Annotated in this window: 14 protein-coding genes and 1 pseudogene; 12 read left to right on the top strand and 3 right to left on the bottom strand. The window is 43.1% G+C overall.

From position 1 onward, the window contains the following. Positions 1–208 precede the first annotated feature (208 nt). A complete protein-coding gene (gene purN, locus NMG48_RS08690) occupies positions 209–784 on the top strand; it encodes a phosphoribosylglycinamide formyltransferase (protein WP_271254857.1) in 576 nt (191 codons plus the stop codon). 5 nt (positions 785–789) lie between these two features. Further along, positions 790–1,599: a hypothetical protein gene (locus NMG48_RS08685; RefSeq protein WP_271254856.1), complete on the top strand. Its 810-nt coding sequence runs from the start codon at positions 790–792 to the stop codon at positions 1,597–1,599. 22 nt (positions 1,600–1,621) lie between these two features. Here the strand turns inward: NMG48_RS08685 and NMG48_RS21690 are convergent. Beyond that, positions 1,622–1,813, bottom strand: a pseudogene (locus tag NMG48_RS21690) (hypothetical protein); the annotation flags it as partial. A 208-nt stretch (positions 1,814–2,021) separates the two neighbouring features. Between NMG48_RS21690 and NMG48_RS08680 the strand changes: the two are divergent. The 7 genes from NMG48_RS08680 (at position 2,022) to NMG48_RS08650 (ending at position 10,994) form a co-directional block, all read left to right on the top strand. Further along, a complete protein-coding gene (locus tag NMG48_RS08680) occupies positions 2,022–2,909 on the top strand; it encodes an ion channel (RefSeq protein WP_271254855.1) in 888 nt (295 codons plus the stop codon). 118 nt (positions 2,910–3,027) lie between these two features. Further along, the gene (locus NMG48_RS08675; protein ID WP_271254854.1) at positions 3,028–4,971 is read left to right on the top strand and encodes an ATP-binding protein; all 1,944 of its coding nucleotides are present in this window, start codon (positions 3,028–3,030) and stop codon (positions 4,969–4,971) included. Then, positions 4,964–5,416 carry a response regulator gene (locus tag NMG48_RS08670; RefSeq protein WP_271254853.1) on the top strand — a complete coding sequence of 151 codons (453 nt, stop codon included), beginning with the start codon at positions 4,964–4,966 and terminating at the stop codon, positions 5,414–5,416. The genes NMG48_RS08675 and NMG48_RS08670 overlap by 8 nt, the downstream gene beginning before the upstream one ends. A gap of 136 nt (positions 5,417–5,552) precedes the next feature. After that, the gene (locus NMG48_RS08665; RefSeq protein WP_271254852.1) at positions 5,553–6,662 is read left to right on the top strand and encodes a hybrid sensor histidine kinase/response regulator; all 1,110 of its coding nucleotides are present in this window, start codon (positions 5,553–5,555) and stop codon (positions 6,660–6,662) included. A 17-nt stretch (positions 6,663–6,679) separates the two neighbouring features. Further along, on the top strand, positions 6,680–7,102 hold the full coding sequence (locus NMG48_RS08660) for a response regulator (RefSeq protein ID WP_271254851.1): 423 nt from the start codon (positions 6,680–6,682) through the stop codon (positions 7,100–7,102). A 97-nt stretch (positions 7,103–7,199) separates the two neighbouring features. Next, complete coding sequence (locus NMG48_RS08655; protein ID WP_271254850.1) at positions 7,200–9,191, top strand: response regulator; 1,992 nt, start codon at positions 7,200–7,202, stop codon at positions 9,189–9,191. A gap of 366 nt (positions 9,192–9,557) precedes the next feature. Beyond that, complete coding sequence (locus NMG48_RS08650) at positions 9,558–10,994, top strand: DEAD/DEAH box helicase (RefSeq protein WP_271254849.1); 1,437 nt, start codon at positions 9,558–9,560, stop codon at positions 10,992–10,994. Here the strand turns inward: NMG48_RS08650 and NMG48_RS08645 are convergent. After that, on the bottom strand, positions 10,991–11,137 hold the full coding sequence (locus NMG48_RS08645; protein WP_271254848.1) for a hypothetical protein: 147 nt from the start codon (positions 11,135–11,137) through the stop codon (positions 10,991–10,993). The genes NMG48_RS08650 and NMG48_RS08645 overlap by 4 nt on opposite strands. Before the next feature lie 188 nt (positions 11,138–11,325). Between NMG48_RS08645 and NMG48_RS08640 the strand changes: the two genes are divergently transcribed. From NMG48_RS08640 to NMG48_RS08630, 3 genes are all read left to right on the top strand, one after another. Then, positions 11,326–13,560, top strand: a complete 2,235-nt coding sequence (locus NMG48_RS08640; protein WP_271254847.1) for a PAS domain S-box protein — start codon at positions 11,326–11,328, stop codon at positions 13,558–13,560. Positions 13,561–13,762: 202 nt separating this feature from the next. Next, positions 13,763–14,707 (top strand): trypsin-like serine peptidase, encoded by a 945-nt coding sequence (locus NMG48_RS08635; RefSeq protein ID WP_271254846.1) that lies wholly within the window; start codon positions 13,763–13,765, stop codon positions 14,705–14,707. 26 nt (positions 14,708–14,733) lie between these two features. Beyond that, the gene (locus tag NMG48_RS08630; protein ID WP_271254845.1) at positions 14,734–17,736 is read left to right on the top strand and encodes a CHAT domain-containing protein; all 3,003 of its coding nucleotides are present in this window, start codon (positions 14,734–14,736) and stop codon (positions 17,734–17,736) included. Positions 17,737–17,899: 163 nt separating this feature from the next. On the opposite strand, the gene NMG48_RS08625 is transcribed toward NMG48_RS08630, so the two are convergent. Beyond that, positions 17,900–19,327 (bottom strand): protein adenylyltransferase SelO, encoded by a 1,428-nt coding sequence (locus NMG48_RS08625; RefSeq protein ID WP_271254844.1) that lies wholly within the window; start codon positions 19,325–19,327, stop codon positions 17,900–17,902. Between the last annotated feature and the right edge of the window lie 12 nt (positions 19,328–19,339).

Genomic DNA, 19,339 nt, shown 5'->3' with positions numbered 1-19,339 from the left:
GTACCAAAGCTGACTATAGCAATCCTAAATGGTTTGTGGAAGCGCACCCCGAAGGGGTGCGCTTCCACAAACCCCAAAATCTACAAATGATTTAAGACTGCTATAGGTTTGGTTTTTAATTCATGAAAGTGTGACCACACTTTCATGAATTGGTATAAACTTGTGTCTGCATTTTTTGTTTGGACTTGTTTAGAGGCATCGAAGATTTGTGAGCGTAAAGGTGTTAGCCGTATTAGCTTCGGGAAGTGGTAGTAATTTGGAGGCGATCGCGCAAGCCATCCATGATGGAAAGCTGAAAGCCAAAATTGCTGTCGTGATCTATAACGAACCTGATGCTTTTGCGCGTCAACGTGCAGAAAAGTTTGGTATTCCTGCGATTCTAGTCAATCATCGCGATTACAAATCTCGCAAAGCTCTCGATCTGGCAATCATCGATATTCTCAAGCAATACAATGTCGAGCTAGTGATTATGGCAGGCTGGATGCGAATCGTCACCCAAGTGTTAATCGATGCCTTTCCCGAACGAATTCTGAATATTCATCCCAGTTTGTTACCAAGTTTCAAAGGTATTCATGCGATCGAGCAAGCCTTTAACTATGGTGTGAAAATCACGGGCTGTACAGTGCATTTGCTGAGCCTCGAAGTCGATAGTGGCAAAATCCTCAAACAAGCAGCAGTTCCTGTACTCCCTGAAGACTCTCTCGCAGATTTACAAAAACGCATCCAAGTTCAAGAACATATCATTTATCCAGAGGCGATCGCTGAATATATAAGTACCTTCTAAAGTCTATGCTCGATAAAGCTGCGTCATTACCTATTGGCTATAAAGAAGCTCAATCTATCGATACTAGTATTGATGCAGAAATATATCTATTTAATTTGCGGAAGTCTTTGACGCTAGTGCAAAGAGTTGAAGGATTTACAAATTGGTATCAAAGACTTCTAGAAATTTGTTTAGGCGGCATCCAGCAGAGATGTCCCGATGCAAGCATTGAGACACTACGCTATGAATTTGCTAGAGCTACCCTAAAATCAGCTTTTCCAAATTCTACATATCATGATATTGCTCAAAATAGAAGATTTCTCAATCTACTCAATCCGATTGAGCTAGCTCTAGAGATCACTTCAATTCTTGAGAAACTAGATATTCAATACTTTGTCGGTAGCTCATTAGCAAGTGTGCTATTTGGTGAAATAAGATCTACTGAAGGAGTTGATATTTTTGTTGATCTAGAAATAGAAAAAGTAGTTCCATTGCTACAATCTCTACAACCAAGATTTTATGTCTCTGAAAACGCAGTTCGGGATGCAATTAGATTCAAACGCTCATTTAATTTGATTGATAATGAATCTCTCGGCAAAGTAGATCTTTTTATTCTTCAAGATAGCCCCTTCCCTCAAATGGAGTTTCAACGTCGCCGATCTCAATTAGTCAGACAAAATCCAGATCAAATGTTGGTGTTACCAACCCCAGAAGATATTATTTTACAAAAATTAGTCTGGTATCGCATGACTAAGAATGAGTCACAGAGACAATGGCGCGATGTTTTGGGTGTGTTGAAATTACAAGGCGATCGCTTAGATTTTGATTATTTATAAAAATGGGCAATGGAACTCAACCTCAGCAGCGAGTTGTTAGAAACTGCCTGCACAGAATCAGGATTAGACCTTTTCTTTTAGGAAGAATAATGATGTGAGGCGCAAAGCGCCTCACATCATTTAAAAGTTCAGATTCCCTAGTCAACCTCCAAAAGCCAGAAAACCAAGCAAAAGTACGTTCAACTACCCAACGCTTCTGTTGGACAACAAAGCCATTTTGCCCCACAGGCAGAAGGCAAAATAAATCAAAATAAATTAAGTGTCTCCGCATAGCTATCAACCAAACCCATATTGTTGTGCCACCTGCTACTCGAATGGCACAACAATATGGTTTTTGGGAGGTGGTATATTGTGCCACTTCTCATTGTTAGCTTTAACATGGTTGTGTGAGTTCTACTTAGCCTCTGGAGGCAATTCAGAATATGGGAATCAAACGTAAGCTGCATCGACCTTTACTCAAACTAGAACAACGTGATGGCGTTCTCCAAGTTGTCGGTGGTAATAATTGGTCATCCTATTTGCGCGATCCCTATCATCTTTTGTTGACAGTTCCTTGGATTGGCTTTTTGGGGATCGTGGTCGGATTTGACATCTTTCTTAATGCTGTATTTGCCGTCCTCTATTTACTAGATGGAAATGCGATCGCTGGTATGAAAGAAGTAAATTTTGGGGAAGCTTTTTTCTTTAGTGTGCAGACCCTTGCTTCCATTGGGTATGGAGTAATGAATCCTCAAACTCTTTATGCCAATCTCATTGTCACCTTAGAATCGATCGCTAGCTTAATGTTGTTTGCTGTGATTACGGGAATTGCCTTTACTCGATTTGCCAAATCCTCTTCCCGCGTGATGTTTAGCCATGTAGTAACTATTCATAACTACAATGGCGTTCCGACACTCATGTTCCGCACTGCTAATGAACGGCGTAATAACATTCTAGAGGCGAGATTAAGAGTTTATTTGATGATTGATGAAATCACGGCGGAGGGGCAAATGATGCGACGCTTACATGAACTGAAATTAGTTCGCGATCATTCCCCTGTATTTTTGCTGTCATGGACAGTAATGCATACCATTGACCAAACTAGTCCTCTCTACAGTATGGATAAGGAAACAATGTTGCGATTAAATGCTCAAGTTCTGGTTTCGCTGACGGGTGTTGATGAAACGATTGAGGGAACGATTCATGCGCGGCATATGTATTCAGCATCGCAAATTTTATGCGATCGCCGTTTTGTGGATGTAATTCACATGGGCAAAGATGGACATCGCTATCTAGATTACAACTATTTTCATGAGACAACTGCGATTTAAAGTCTGTAGTTTTGCGTGGGTAAATTACAAACTTCTGCTATGTTTGTGGCAATTAATGCGATACCACTGACTACAGCGATCGCCCCTTGGCAAACATAACCAACATCATCGAAAAATCGTGAAAAAGCTGCCGTCCCTCATTAAACGAAATTTAGCGCAAAAACTGTTGATTGGTTTTGGCTTGTCTCTAGTTACGATTGGGTTAGGGACATTGTGGGTAACTTACTCATCTCTGCGGCAGGATTTAGAGAAACAGGTACAACAACGTGCCGAATCGATTACACGAGGACTAGAATTTGCCTCTGAGGGATTAATTGAAATCAAGGAAACAATTTTATTAGGACGGATTGTCCAAAACTATGCCACGCTGCCCACGGTGCTTGAAGTCTCCATTGTTGATCCCGATGGGATTTTAATCGCCCATAGTCGGTCCTTTAGTATGGGTACTCGTTATGCTGAGATGCGCCCATCCCTCGCAGCGGATGTCAACCAATCCTCACAACTGGGTAAAGAATTGCATCTGCGCACCACCTTACAGGGTAAACCTGTCGTGGTGGAGGTTTTACCCTTTAGTAGTTTGCTATTTGGGAAAAAGGGAAAGCGAGGTGTAGCGATCGCCATTATGGATCTCAATCAAATGGAGCAGGATACGAGACAGAGTTTTCTATCTTCTACACTGACGATGGCAATTGGTACGGGCATAATTTTGCTCTTTCTCGTTTGGTTGATTCAACAATTAGTATTGCGTCCTTTAGCCAATCTCAACGAAGCGATCATCCAAAGTACTCAAACCGAAGACTTTGCTCTACCAGATTTACCCAGCGATGAAATCGGTTTTTTAGGCAATAACTTTGCGGCGGTATTTGGTCAACTCAGAGCTTATAAACAGATGGAGCTAGAGGTTGTAGAGCTTGAGTTACGGGAGAAGAGTCGCTACCTCGATGCCGTCTTGCTCAATTTGCAGGACATGAAATATGCCCTCGATCGCAGTGCCATTGTTGCTATTACCGACATTAGAGGTGAAATCACCTATGTAAATGATAAATTTTGTGAGGTTTCTAAATACAACCGTGAAGAATTAATCGGTCAGAACCATCGCCTTCTCAATTCGGGATATCATCCCCCAGCGTTTTTTGCCGAGATGTGGCAAACCATTACCAGTGGACAAGATTGGCGATCAGACATCCGTAATCGCACCAAAGATGGATCACTATATTGGATCGATACCACGATTGTGCCATTACTCAATTTACAAGGTGTTCCCTATCAGTTTTTGGCAATTAGCCAAGACATTAGCGATCGCAAACGGGCAGAGCAAGAAATGCGGTTATTGACCGAGCGCTTAGAGCTAAATAACCGAGAGTTGCAGGACTTTGCCTATGTCGCCTCCCATGATTTGCAGGAACCACTCCGCAAAATTCAAGCCTTTGGCGATCGGCTCAAAACCACTAACGGAGATATCCTCAACGACAAAGGAAAAGATTACCTAGCAAGGATGCTCAATGCCGCTAACCGAGCGCAAGTGTTGATCAATGACCTATTAGCCTTTTCACGGGTGACTACTAAGGCACAGTCCTTTGTGGCGATTAACCTCAACGAGATCCTCGAAGGCGTGCTTTCGGATCTAGAGGTAAGGATCGAGCAAACAGGAACAATTGTGGAGTTTGACTCATTACCAGTGATTGAAGCGGAGCCAAGCCAAATGCGGCAACTGCTGCAAAACCTGATTAGTAATGCAATCAAGTTTCGGAAGGAAAATGTTGCTCCGATTATCCAGATTCGTGCTAGCCAAACTCACCAAGATGATAGGGATGCTTGCGAGATCCGTGTTATTGATAATGGGATCGGACTTGACCAAAAATATAGCGATCGCATTTTTCAGATGTTTCAACGTCTGCATGGACGCAATGCCTACGAAGGTACAGGAATTGGTCTGGCAATTTGTCGAAAAATCGTCGAACGGCATGGTGGTATGATCTCAGTCGAAAGCCAAATCGACCAAGGCGCAACCTTTATTATTACCCTACCCCTCAAACAAGCCACAATAGAAGATTATGACTAAAAAAGGCAAAGCAGTCACAATTTTGGTTGCTGAAGACGATGAAGATGATCGGATGCTGATGCAAGATGCCCTAGAAGAAAATCGCCTTGCAAACGATCTCCATTTTGTTTGTGATGGGGAAGAGCTGATGGATTATTTACAGCATCGTGGTCAATATCACGATCCCAAAACTTCCCCACGACCCAGTTTAATTTTGTTGGATTTAAATATGCCCCGCAAAGACGGCAGGGAAGCATTAAAAGAAATTAAGTCCGATCCCGCACTAAGACAAATTCCTGTAGTGGTGTTGACCACATCAAAGGCTGAGGAGGACATTCTCCGCACTTACGATCTTGGTGTCAGCTCCTTTATTGCCAAGCCCGTGATCTTTGAGTCTATGGTGCAAATTATTAAAGCACTTGGGAAATATTGGTTTGAGATTGTGGAATTGCCCGATAAAAACTAGAAATAGCAGAGATATAGTAGTAGCCAGTTATGTTAAGACAAAACCAAAACCGAGAAGAGAGTTGCGGCGCAAAGCGCCGCAACTCTCTTCTCGGTTTTATTGCTTCACTTATGGGGCTATAGCTATTCAAAAAACTATGGTGCGAGCAAAGTGCAGAGTTTTATTAGTAGATGATGACGAGGATGACTATGTTGTTACTCGTGACTTTTTAGTTGAGGCAGAACAGTTTGATTTCCAGCTTGACTGGGTAGACAACTTTCAATTAGGACTGCAAGAGATTAGCAAAAATCAGCATGATGTCTATCTGCTCGATTATCGTCTTGGGAAAGAGAATGGTCTAGAACTGTTGCAAGAAGCAATTAAAATCGGATGTAATAAGCCGATTGTGTTGCTCACAGGACTTGGTGATCACGAGATTGATCAACAGGCGATGAAAAGTGGCGCATCGGACTATCTCGAAAAAGGACATATGCTCAGCACAATTTTATTGGAGCGAGCAATTCTCCATGCCATTGATCGCAAACAGTTTGAAAACCGCCAACTCGAACTAATGTCTGAGCTTGCCACAGCTAACCAAGAACTCAAAGACTTTGCCTACATTGTCTCCCATGATCTCAAGGCTCCTCTAAGGGGGATAGCTTCCATCGCCACTTGGATAGAACAGGACTATGGCGATCGCCTTGACTCAGAGGGACAAGAGATGTTGCATCTGTTAGGTGGAAGGGTGCGACGGATGAGTGACCTGATCGATGGCATTTTGCAATATTCCCGTGTAGGCAGGGTGCAAGAAGAGAAAAGTGTCGTCAATCTCCAAGATTTGCTTATAGAGGTGATTGATCTAATTGCACTGCCCGTTGGCATAGAGATTGCGATCGAAACAGAGTTGCCAATGGTGTTCGCAGGCAAGACGCAAATGCAACAAGTATTTCAAAATTTACTAAGTAATGCTGTCAAGTATATGGGTAAGCCAGAGGGAAAAATTCGGCTGGGTCATACTGAAAGACAGGGCTTCTGGGAATTTTACGTTAGCGATACGGGGCTTGGCATTGAAGCAAGACATTTTGATAAGATTTTTCAAATTTTTCAAACGCTGACTACCCGTGACTCATCTGAAAGTACAGGTGTTGGTCTAGCGATCGTCAAGAAGATCATCGAAATTTATGGTGGTAAAATTTGGGTAGCTTCAGAGTATGGTAAAGGTAGTACGTTCTTCTTCACAATACCCAGATTGCTTGATACATACTAAGGATTAAGGCTAAAACAATGAGAAGTTGCGACCCGATTTTGTTAGTAGAAGACGATCTCATTGATATCATGACCCTCAAACGTGGGTTAAAAGAAATTCATGTCCATAACCCACTCTATGTGAGGCATGATGGTGAAGCAGCTCTAGAGTTTTTACGAGACCCCAAAGAACCGAAACCAGCGCTCATCTTTCTGGATTTGAATATGCCACGGATGAATGGTATTGAATTTCTGCAAATTATTAAAAATGATCCCCATTGGCGGATTATTCCCGTTGTTGTCTTCACAACTTCTCAAGAAGAGCAAGACCGTTTAGCAAGTTTTGCATTAGGTGTAGCAGGATATATTGTCAAACCATTAAGCTACCCTGAATTTGTCGAACATCTGAAGGTAATATATCAATACTGGAGTTTGAGCGAGTCTCCACTCTCAATTGTATAGAGCTAAAGAGAATTTTAGGGTTAGGTAGTGTTTTGTACTGCCTAACCATGACTACCACTAATGGATACCTCTATCTATGTCATAAGACAAGGTAAAAATGCTGACCCCAGATTGTAATGACTCACTATCTCCACTGATCAGGGTGCTCCTCGTTGAGGATGATCAGATTGATCGCCTCGCTTTTGCCCGAATTGTCAAGCAAGAGGGATTGCCCTATGACTATGTAGCAGCACGTTCTCTATCGGAAGCCAAGAGTATTTTAGCGGAACATTCCTTTGATATTGCCATCCTTGATCATTCCTTAAAGGATGGAACATCGCTAGAACTATTTGATCTGCTTAAGGCAAAAAACTGCCCGTTTATCATCGCTACAGGGACTGGTGATGAGGAAACTGCTGCCAAAGTAATGAATGAAGGTGCTTATGATTATTTGATTAAAGACCCCGAACTCAAGTACCTCAAAATTTTGCCTGCTACTGTATCGAAGGTAATTGTCCGTAAGCAATCAGAGGAGCAGTTACGAATTCTCAATCATGCGATGCAAAGTGCCAAAGACAGCATTTATATTGCTGATCTAGAAGGGAAATTACTGTTTATTAATGAATCCCTTAAACAAATTTGTAACCTTGAGGACAAAGACCTCATAGGACAAACCATGCAGATCTTGGGACAACCAGACCTAAAGGTCGATATAGGCGATCCATGTCGGGGACAAAACTGTGCGATCGAGTCCGAGATTGTGATGCAGAAAGCACAGGGCGGTTCATTCCCTGCCTTACTCTCAGAATCCTTTATTCAAGACGGAGAGAAACGGATTAGAGTGGGTTTGATTCGCGATATTACCGATCGCAAGGCTGCTGAGATTGTTTTAGCTCAGGCAAAAGAAGATGCTGAAGCCGCCACCAAAGCCAAGAGTGAGTTTCTTGCGAATATGAGTCATGAAATTCGGACTCCGATGAATGGGGTGATGGGGATGACCCAGTTGCTGTCAATGACGACTTTGACGGAGGAACAGCAGGATTTAGTGCAGACTATTCAATATAGTAGTGATGCTCTCTTGACGCTAATTAATGACATTCTCGATCTCTCTAAGATTGAAGCAGGAATGTTAGAGCTAGAAGAACGTGTCTTTGGGCTAGAAGATAACTTGAAATCTGTATGCAGCCTTCTCACTGGACAAACTCAACAAAAAGAGATTAATCTTAGCTACCATATAGACGAAAATGTTCCTAACACCTTACTGGGAGACAATTCCCGCCTGCGCCAAATCTTACTGAATTTGGTTGGGAATGCGATTAAATTTACGCAGCAAGGTAATATTGCGATCGCAGTTAGTAGCCAAAAACATTCACAGGGCAAACAAGAACTCACATTTGCGATTACGGATACGGGGATTGGGATCGAACGTAATCTCTTAAATAAACTATTTCAACCCTTCACCCAAGCCGATGCTTCGATTAGTCGTAAATATGGTGGTACTGGTCTCGGTTTGGCGATTTGCAAACGCTTAGTGGAATTGATGGAAGGAACAATCTGGGTGGAGAGTCTTGGTAATATTGGGGGCAATCCACCTTTAAATTGGGTTTCAAATGGAAACTTAGCGCAGGGTTCTGCATTCTACTTCAGGATTTTGATGGATGCTGCGGAATTATCATCCCCCTTTGATTCTCCATACCAAAGGGCAAAATTAGCGATCGCTACTGCTGAGAAATCAGCTTTAAAGATTTTAGTTGCTGAGGACAACCAAGTAAATCAAAAGTTGGCTCTCTTTATGTTCAAAAAGATTGGTTACAACATTGACCTCGCTAGCAATGGATTGGAAGTTTTAGAGCAGCTCAATCAAAAGGTTTATGATGTAATTTTTATGGATATCCAAATGCCTGATATGGATGGAATAGCAACAACAAAAATCATCCGTCTTAATTACAAGTCCCAGCCTTGGATTGTCGCGATGACTGCCCATGCTGTAGGTGAAGCGCGGGAAGACTGTCTAGAAGCAGGAATGAATGATTACATTAGTAAGCCAATTCGCATTGAGGAACTCACTACGGCTCTCCTCAAAATCACGCAGACTAATGCGATCGCCTAAAAAGCTTTAATTTTTGTGGCTCGGCTTCGCCGTGCCACAAAAATCAGTTCTTTATTTTCCTGAACGTCAAATCGTGGCAGATGATGCAGCAAAGTCACTATAAACCCCAAACCTCTGCTAAAATCTAAATCTACAGTATCGGCTCCCAATTATTGATACTGCTGACACGTTATATATTTCTGTCTCTGATCCGTCTGACACCAATTTTCAACAATGGGAGCATTCCTGTTGAAGCTTTAAAATCCCCCTGATTAATTTTTCTGTAAGGTTTTAGATTCTTAGAAATGTCGCAACACCTCTAGGAATTGGTACGACTACAAATGGCAACGCTAACAGCGACAGACCGAATCAAAAATTTGGAGTTCTATGTCTTCTTCTTCAATTACCTTTCCTGTCAAGAAATCTTCTGTACCCCATAAATCTTCTGACCCAACCGCATCAGCCAAAGGTTTCTCAGCTCTAGGTTTATCTGAGCAAATTGTCCGTGCTGTCGCTGCACGCGGCTATACCCAGCCCACACCGATTCAGTCGCAAGCGATCCCCGTTGTTCTCTCAGGGCAAGATTTACTAGCGGGCGCTCAAACGGGTACGGGCAAAACCGCAGGATTTACACTGCCAATTTTGCATTTATTGTCTAACAAAGCAGTTAAGCGATCGCCAACTGGCAAAATTCCGATCCGCGCTCTGATCCTCACGCCTACCCGTGAACTCGCTGCCCAAGTCGAAGAAAGTGTCCAGACCTACGGCAGACATCTGCCCCTCACATCGATGGTGATCTATGGTGGGGTGAATATTAATCCTCAAATTAATCGCCTAAGAGGTGGGGTGGAGATTTTAGTCGCCACCCCCGGCCGTCTCTTGGATCATGTCCAGCAAGGACGATTGGACTTGTCCAAGGTCGAAATCTTAGTATTAGATGAAGCCGATCGCATGTTGGATATGGGCTTCATTCGTGATATCAAGCGAATTTTGGCACTATTACCAAAACAACGCCAAAATCTCCTCTTCTCGGCAACTTTCTCCAATGAGATTAAAGCTTTTGCCAGTACCTTACTCAATCAACCTGTTCTCGTCGAAGTTGCTAGTCAGAATGCCACTGCCGATTTAGTGACGCAGCGAATTTTCCCTGTCGATCGCGATCGCAAGCGTGAGTTACTCACCCATCTGATCAAAACTAATAACTGGTATCAGGTCTTAGTGTTTACGCGCACTAAGCATGGAGCTGATCGCCTTGTGAAGCAATTGCACCAAGATGACATCGTCGCGATGGCGATTCATGGGAACAAGAGTCAAGCTGCTCGGACTCGTGCCCTTGGTAAATTTAAGGATGGTAGCTTGCAAGTATTAGTCGCCACTGATATCGCCGCACGGGGCTTAGACATTAGCGAACTTCCCCATGTGGTTAACTATGAGTTGCCCAATGTGCCAGAGGACTATGTGCATCGCATCGGTCGTACAGGACGTGCTGGCTTGTCAGGGGAGGCGATCTCATTGGTTTGTGTCGATGAGCGTAAGTTTCTGGCAGATATCGAGAAGCTCATTAAGCGATCGCTACCCCAAGAAGTCGTTGATGGCTTTGATCCTGATCCTCGTGCTAAGCCTGAGCCAATCATTATGGGACGGCAACAGAAGCATCAACCTCGTCGTGGACAAAGGGATAGTGCGATCGCCAAATCAACGTCATCTGCACCAAGCAAATCACCTAATCAACCACAGAAGAAACAATCTAGTAGAGCTGTTGCCAAGCCTGTTCAAGCCAACAGATCCGAGCATATAGATTCTCACCATAATCGCAATCGTTAGGCATCAACAGGTTGAGTATGGATGATGCCAAACACCATCCATACATACCTTAATAAGTAAAAATTCCTAATCAACGTCAGTTTGCCCAAAGTGGTAAGAATCGCAAAGTGATGCTTACCACTTTGGGCATGGCTATATCGCACTTACGTTAATTCAGAATAGAGCCGAAGATTTTGGGAGGAAATGCCACTTGGTGGCACTTCTAATCAAAGTTTGGGGTTGACTTCATCACAAAATGTTGTAAGGCTCTGGACAAAGACTCCTTCTAATCTTGAGATTTGATATTGCTATACTATAAGTCTTAGAAGACTGATTAAAAGATGGATCGTATATGGGAATGCACCTTAGTCTTGAATTACTTGCAAACTCGATTCAGCAACTGCATGAGCTAGAGAATATTGCAGCATTACCCGCAACATCTTCTATCGAAATTGAGGAGAAAAATCTTTCTTTTAGCAACACTATTAACGTTCTGCAATCTAGCTTAACAGAACTAGAAAATTCCTATCGATCACTGGCAGGAGAATTAGAGGGCTACCGTGAACTCTTTGACTTTGCCCCTGATGGCTATTTTGTCACCGATGCGAATGGCGATATCACTGCTGCTAACCGTGCCGCAACCTTGATGTTTGGTTCGCAACCGATTGGCAAAAACCTAGAAAACTTCGTTTATCCTTCCTATAAAGAGCAATTCCAACGCCTGATTGGACAGTTGCAAAGAGGACAAAATATTAAAAGCTTGGACTTTCGGATGCAGTTTCCGACAGGTCAACCCTTTGATGCCAGCTTTACGATTATTAGCATTCGCGCTCTTGATGGCAAAGTGATTGGAATGCGTTGGTGGATTCAAGACATGACCCAACGCAAACAGGAAGCTGACAAAATCCAGCAATCACATCAACGCCTAGAGATTCGGGTTGCAGAAATGAATGCCAAACTCAACCTGATGGATCGTCAAGTTCGGGTAGAGAGAGAAGAACAACGACGTATTTCTCGCAACCTTGCCCGTAATGAAGCAAAACTGCGCGCAATGATGCAGCATTCTTCAGATATCGTGAATATTCTCGATATTGATACAACAATTCACTATTGTAGTCCTGCGATCTTTAAAACCTTAGGATATGCCCCTGAAGATGTGATGGACAAGAAATTTATCAAATTCATCCATCCTGAAGACCTCCCAATTTTTCAAGAATTTTTGGCCCAATCAGTTGATTCTCTATCTGTATCTACGCCGATTGTGATGCGCCATCAGCATATTAATGGTAATTGGGTTTATCTAGAGTCAGTTTGCTGTAATCTTTTGCAGGATGCGAATGTGCAGGGATTAGTGATTAACTCCCGCGATATTACAGAACGAAAGCGTACAGAGTCAGCATTGCAAGAAAGTAATCTGCGATTAGATGCGATCGCTTCTAGTATGCCTGCGACTATCTATCGTCTAGCGATGAAACCTGATGGAACTATTGCGATTCCATTTATTAATGATGGCTTAATCGATCTGATTGGCATTGCACCCCGATATGCGATTTCTAATCCCTACCAACTGCTGGATTTCATTCATCCTGAAGACTTCGATCAATTTAAAGCTCTGATTCAGGCAGGTTTTGATAAACTAGCGACCTTCCGCCATGAGTTTCGGATTATTACACTCTCTGGTGAAGTGAAATGGGTGCAAAATATCACGCGCTATTATCGTACAGACTCAGGGGATGTGCTGGCGGATGGCGTATGTATTGATATTAGTGAAAGAGGTGAAGCTGAATCGAGCTTGCAACGCACTAATGAACTATTGAGAGCGGTAATTAAGGCAGTGCCTGTGGCGATCGATATTGTAAGTCCTGAGGGGAAAATATTGTTATGTAATGCGGCGGCTGAAAAGCTCTTCTCATTAAATACGATCGCCACTTTGGGTTATCCATTTCAAGGTAATTCTGACTCTCAGGTGATGGGCTTACAAGCCGCGATCCTTGATACCTTGGCTGGTAAACCCCTAGATCGGGTGCAGATGGATATTGAAATTCGTGATGGTAGTTGGATCAGCATTAGTATGTCCACGGTCCTCGTCCATGATGCTGAGGGCAAGATTATTGGCGTATTACGAATTATTGAAGAATTAGGCGATCGCCTCTCTCACATTTTATCGAATGGATTGCATTTTGAGCCATCGACAACATCTGCAATAGTGTCATCAGGAACCGATGCGATCGCTAATTTCGCCGCGTCCCCTATTCCAAACCTTGCCAATACCTTGCTCAATCAATACCAAATTGGACAGCGTAACTTTGCAGGTTTGAACTTGCGAGGTGCTTATCTTGTGGAAGCCGAATTGTCGCAGGTAGATTTTAGTGGTGCTGCCCTGAATGGCTCCAATTGCAGTCATGCCAATCTCCAACATGCAAATCTGCGTGGGGCAGACTTGCGCGGGGCAAATTTGCAACATGCAGATTTAAAATGGGCAGACTTGCGTGGAGCAGACTTACGTGGGGCAGATTTACGCAATGCTGACATCTCAGGGACGGTTACTGACGAAAGCAACTTTTTAGGGGCGCTTTTATCGGTTTGAAAGTATAGCTGTCGCCAGTCTTAAGCCACAAACCCAGAAGACGAGTGGCGGCGTTTTACGCCGCCACTCCCTATACAAGTGACTATAGCTATATCAGATTGCATATTTGTGATGGTTGCAAAATTTGCAACCTAAATTTGTTTTTTTCAGTCTTGGCTTAAACTAAGCAATAACTAACTGAAAAGAAACAGAGCTTAAAGTGATGAAAATCAGGAAGTGGAAAGTTGGGATCGGATTGGTATTGGGAATGGTGATGGCTGGGCTATTAAACTGGCTAGCCTATGCTCCTGTTGTGGCACAGCCTCTTTCAGATTTGTTACCCAAGGAGGCGATCGCCCCCACCCAGATTAATGACCTTAAGGAGATACAGACAAATCTCGATGGATTTATTCCCACCAAATTGCAGGAGGTGGAGTCTCCAATCGGACAAGATCGGGCGGTAATTGGCGTAGATCAACGTTTGCCCATGCTCAGCCGTGAATACCCTTGGTCTACGGTAGGCAAAATTGTAATGATTGGTGAACTGGGCAAAGAGTATTCCTGCACAGGAACCTTGATCAGTAAATCGCTGGTACTAACCAATGCCCACTGTGTCTATGAAAAAAATAAATTTTTTGGCAGAATTTTCTTTTTACCAAACTTGATCAATGGTCGTTTACGCACAAGGGCTGATGTTGCAATAGTCAAAAATATTTTCACGGGAACCAAAAATCCAGCCCTTGAAAGCGAAGATGATTGGGCAATTTTGGAATTGGATAAGCCTTTAGGTAACAAGTATGGCTTTCTCAAATGGAGATCGCTTCCTTTAGCAGTTTTAAAGAATGCCAAGAATAAAATATCTGTGGCAGGTTATTCAGGCGACTACCCTGATCCCAAAGTCTACCGCAATCTAACCACGGGTAAGGGCAACACCGCAGGTGTCCATTGGCAATGCAGTATCTTGGGAGAAACCGATGGAATGCTCGTTCATGATTGCGATACTAATTCTGGGGCTTCAGGTTCAGCTCTGATTAGTAAAATCGATGGTGCTTATCATATTGTGGGACTTCATGCCGCAGGACGCAAAGATCGCCGTGGTCGAGGCATTGAGAACTATGCAGTCCGCATCAGTCGGATTGAGGCGGCTTTGAGTAAGGGAAATCGTTAGTAAAAGTTGAGTTAGAGGTTTGTTTTATGAAGAAGATTTGTAGTGCGGCAATTTTGACTTTGGCATTGGGGTTTCCTGTGCCGATGGTATTAACAGATTTAGCTCAAGCGCAATCTACCCAATCTCGCCAAATGGACGCAGATCGATTGGCAACTCAAGGGAGTCAACTATTTCGCACCAACCGTTATCCAGAAGCCTTACAAGCTTACGAACAAGCACTACAGATTTATCGAGAGCTTAGAGATCGCAGTGCTGAGTCAGTAATGCTCAATAATATCGGGTTAAGCCATTTCCGACAGAGACAGTATCAGAAAGCGATTGACTTCTATCAGCAATCCTTAGTGATCAAACAGCAAATTGGCGATCACAAAGGGGAAGGGACTTCCCTTAGCAACATTGGTGCGGCATATAACAGCCTTAGACAATACGAAAAAGCAATTGATTTCTTTCAGAAGTCTTTAGTGATTAGACAGCAAATTGGCGATCGCAAGGCTGAGGGAACTTCACTCAATAATTTAGCGAGTGCCTATAGAAATCTCAAGCAATATCAAAAAGCAGCCGATTTCTACCAGCAAGCTTTAGCTGTGTTTCAACAAATTGGCGATCGCGATGGTGAAAGTGGTGCGCTTGGTGATTTAGGCAGTACCTATAGAAATCTTGGACAGTACCAAAAAGCGCTTGATCTCTATCAGCAGTCGCTAGCCCTGTTTCGGCAACTTGGTAATCCGCAAGGCGAAAGCTATGCTCTTAGCGATCTAGGAGATGTTTATCGTAGTTTGGGACAGTATCAGCAATCAATTGATTCCTATACAAAGGCTTTAGCCGTTGTGCGCAAGTTGGGCGATCGCAATAGTGAAAAAAACTTGCTCAACGATTTGGGAACTGCTTATATGATCGTAGGGAATTATCGACAAGCAGTTGATTTTTACCAACGTTCCTTAGTAATTGCACAGCAGGTTAAAGATCTCAACGGTGAAGGAAATTCGTTGATTGGTATTGGAAATGGCTACAACAGTCTCGGTCAATATCAAAAAGCAATTGAGTTTTATCAACAAGCCTTAGCGCTGAAAAAGCAAGAGGGTGATCAGCAAGGTGAGGCGAAGATACTCGGTAACTTGGCTAGCACCTATGAGTACCTTGGTAACTACAAGAAGTCCATCGAGTTCAACTTGCAATCGATCGCGCTCTTTGAAAAAATAGGCGATCGTGAAGGGCTGGGCAAATCGCTAAACAATGTCGGCGTTTCCTATAGTAATTTGGGCGATTATCCAAAAGCGATCGACTTTCATCAAAGATCCCTAGCCATATCTAAGCAACTTAGCTATACACAGGGCGAAGCTAAGGCATCCAATAATCTTGGTAATATCTATCGTAGTTTAGGACAAGTCCCCAAAGCGATCGAGCTATATCAGCAGTCCTTAGCAATTAATCGCAACAATGGTAATCGTGATGGTGAAGGTATATCCCTTGGCAACCTAGGTAATTCTTATATTAGCCTCAATCAGTTTTCTAAAGCAGCCGAATTCTATCAACAGGCTCTAGGTATTTTTAAACAAACTGGCGATCGCAGTAAGGAAGGTATATCGCTGAGTAATCTGGGCTATACATTTTCTAACCTCAATCAAACGGAATTAGCAATTCTTTTTTACAAACAGTCAATTAATGTCCGCGAATCGATTCGTAAAGATATTCGCGGACTTACCAAAGAAGAACAAAAATCCTACTTAAATACTGTCGAGGTTACTTACCGTCGCCTTGCGGATCTACTTCTAAAACAAGGACGAATCATGGAAGCCTTACAGGTTCTCGATTTGCTGAAAGTCCAAGAATTGGAAGATTATCTTAAAAATATTAAAGGTAGCGATCGCTCGGCGCAGGGAGTAAGCCTATTAGCACCAGAGAAGGCGATTAGCGATAAACTATCAGCGAGCTTTGACAATAGCCAAGAAATCAATAGCCAACTTGCCAATCAGATCCAAAAGCTTCCTCAATCAGAAATCAACAAAGTTCCTGATTACCTCCAGAAAATCCCAAAAAACACTGTTCTCATTTATCCTTTGATCTTGGATGATCGGCTTGAGGTGATTCTCTTTTCACCAAACACATTGCCAATTAGTCGTACCGTTAAAATTACTAAAGAAAAACTTGAAGCTTTGGTAAGTGAGTTTAAAGCAACACTGATTGATGGTGGTTCAGAGGATTATCAAGTATCAGCCATTGCTCTTTACAATTTGCTGATTAAACCGATTGAGTCAGAACTAGCCCAAGCTCAAGCGCAAACTATCTTCTACGCTCCCGATGGTATTCTTCGCTATGTTCCCCTTGCGGCACTCTCTGATGGTAAACAGTGGCTTAGCGAGAAGTATCGAATCAATAACTTGGTTGCCTATACTCTGTCTGACTTTGCCCCTAAGCCCAAATTGCAGCCGAGTATTCTAGCAGGAGCCTTTGGCGGTAAAGCTGGTGAAAGAAAGTTGGGACAAGCGGGTTTACCTGCCACGATTAAGGAAGTACAAGCGATCGCCAGTTCATTCCCCGATGCAGTAACATTGCTAGAAAATAACTTTAGCCGTCAAAGCACTGAAGCTAAATTCAAAAATCATAATATTCTTCACTTTGCTACCCATGCCGAGTTTAATACTGGTGAACCCGACGATTCATTTATCATCTTTGGCAATGGTGATAAAATCCGTTTGAGTGAAATTACTGATTGGCAAATCCCTAATGTGGAATTGATTGTACTCAGTGCTTGTCAGACTGGTGTAGGCAAACTTGGTAGTGGCGTAGAAATTTTAGGATTTGGTTATCAAGTACAGAAGGCAGGGGCAAAACAGGCGATCGCCTCACTCTGGTCTGTTGATGATGCAGGTACACAGGCTTTAATGGAAGTTTTTTATAAGGAACTCAAAAAAGGCGATGTCTCAACTACTGAAGCACTCCATAGGGCGCAAGTTAGTTTAATTAAATCAGAGAAATTTAGCCATCCTAAATACTGGTCTGCTTTCTTTGCGATCGGAAATGGATTGTAAATTATTTGATAGAGTCGCGATTTACAGCAAATTCAGATCTAACCCGCCACAAAAGAATCTACCTGACTTTCTTACTTGCATAGCGATCGCTATGCCAGTAAGAAAGTCAAAAAAGAGTTGCGATGCAAAACGTCGCAACTCTTTTTTGGGTTTTGCGGATTCGCTAAATTTTTAATTGGGCGATCGCATCGTAAAAAGGTTGCCAATCATCATCAACGGTAATCCGTTCCCAAACCTCCTCAATTTTGGGACGGAGGAAAATAACTGTAGGATTAGCTTGCTGGAGTTGCTTGGCGATATTTTCTAATTCGGTGATCGGTTGACGGATCAGTAGTTGATGATAAACCTCGCGCCATTTCTCTAACAAAGGTAACTGCGCCTCCGTAAGTTCCCAATCATGATCAGCAAAAATATTACCTGCATCTTCGCGCCAATTGGGTTGAAAAGATTGACGGAGCTTGACGAAGAACTGGTTATAACCGATCGCTTGCACACTTGACAATAGTTCTAAGGTTGCGCCGATTAAATCTTCGGTTTCAGGTTCAGAGAGACTGGCAAAACCCAATCGCTTCAGCATCATTTCGCAATAGGCTTCCCGATAGAAGTCTTTGAATTTTTGTAATGAGGATTGCATGTCATCCTTATCCATCACCATACTGAGAGGATCTTGTAGCTTTTCTAAGTTCCAATAGCAAGCAGCAGGTTGATTGGCATAGCTATAGCGTCCTGCATAGTCAAAATATGCTGCCGTAAAACGCAGATCGTAGGTGGGAATGAAGGCAAAAGGCCCATAATCAAAACTTTCACCCGTAATCGACATATTATCGGTATTGAGAACTGCATGGCAAAATCCTACTGCCATCCATTGAGCGCAAAGCCTAGCAACTCGTTCCACTAGTTCCAGATAAAAGATACTATCTTGATTTTCTTTGCCCCAGATATGGGGGTAGTAAACCTGCAAAACATGGTCGAGTAGTTTCCGTGCAAGATCATCGCGTCCAATCCAGCGCAATCGCTCGAATGTACCGAAACGAATATGCGATCGCGAAAAGCGCACCATCACCGATGATCGAGTAGGTGATGGTTCATCGCCACGATAGAGTTCTTCACCAGTCTCAACGAGGCTAAGGCATCGAGAAGTTTTGACACCCATCCGATGGAGGGCTTCTGAGGCAATGATTTCACGCACACCTCCCTTAAGGGTGAGCCGACCATCCGCAGTACGGGAATAGGGAGTACGACCTGATCCTTTAGTTCCAAAATCATAGAGTTCACCATCAATGCCACGCACCTGTCCATAGATAAAGCCCCGCCCATCGCCGAGTTGGGGATTATATTCGCCAAATTGATAGCCGTGATAACGTAGGGCTAAGAATGGGCGTACAGCCCGAAAATGCCCAAAGGCTTCGATAAAGTCATCATCACTTACCCGTGAGCTTTCAAGCCCTAGAGTTGTTAAAATATCATCATTACGCCACCTCAATTTATGAAGTGGAAATTCGGCAGCAGTAACGACATCGTGATAGTCTGCTAGGGATTCGATCGCAGGTTCGTAGTTGAGATTAAGGAAAGGGTTGCTAGGGTGACTCATATCGAGGAAATA

The sequence above is a fragment of the Pseudanabaena sp. Chao 1811 genome, from assembly GCF_027942295.1.
GTDB lineage: Bacteria > Cyanobacteriota > Cyanobacteriia > Pseudanabaenales > Pseudanabaenaceae > Pseudanabaena.
Note: the sequence above shows the minus strand (reverse complement) of the source record. Positions and strands in the feature narration are given on the sequence as shown.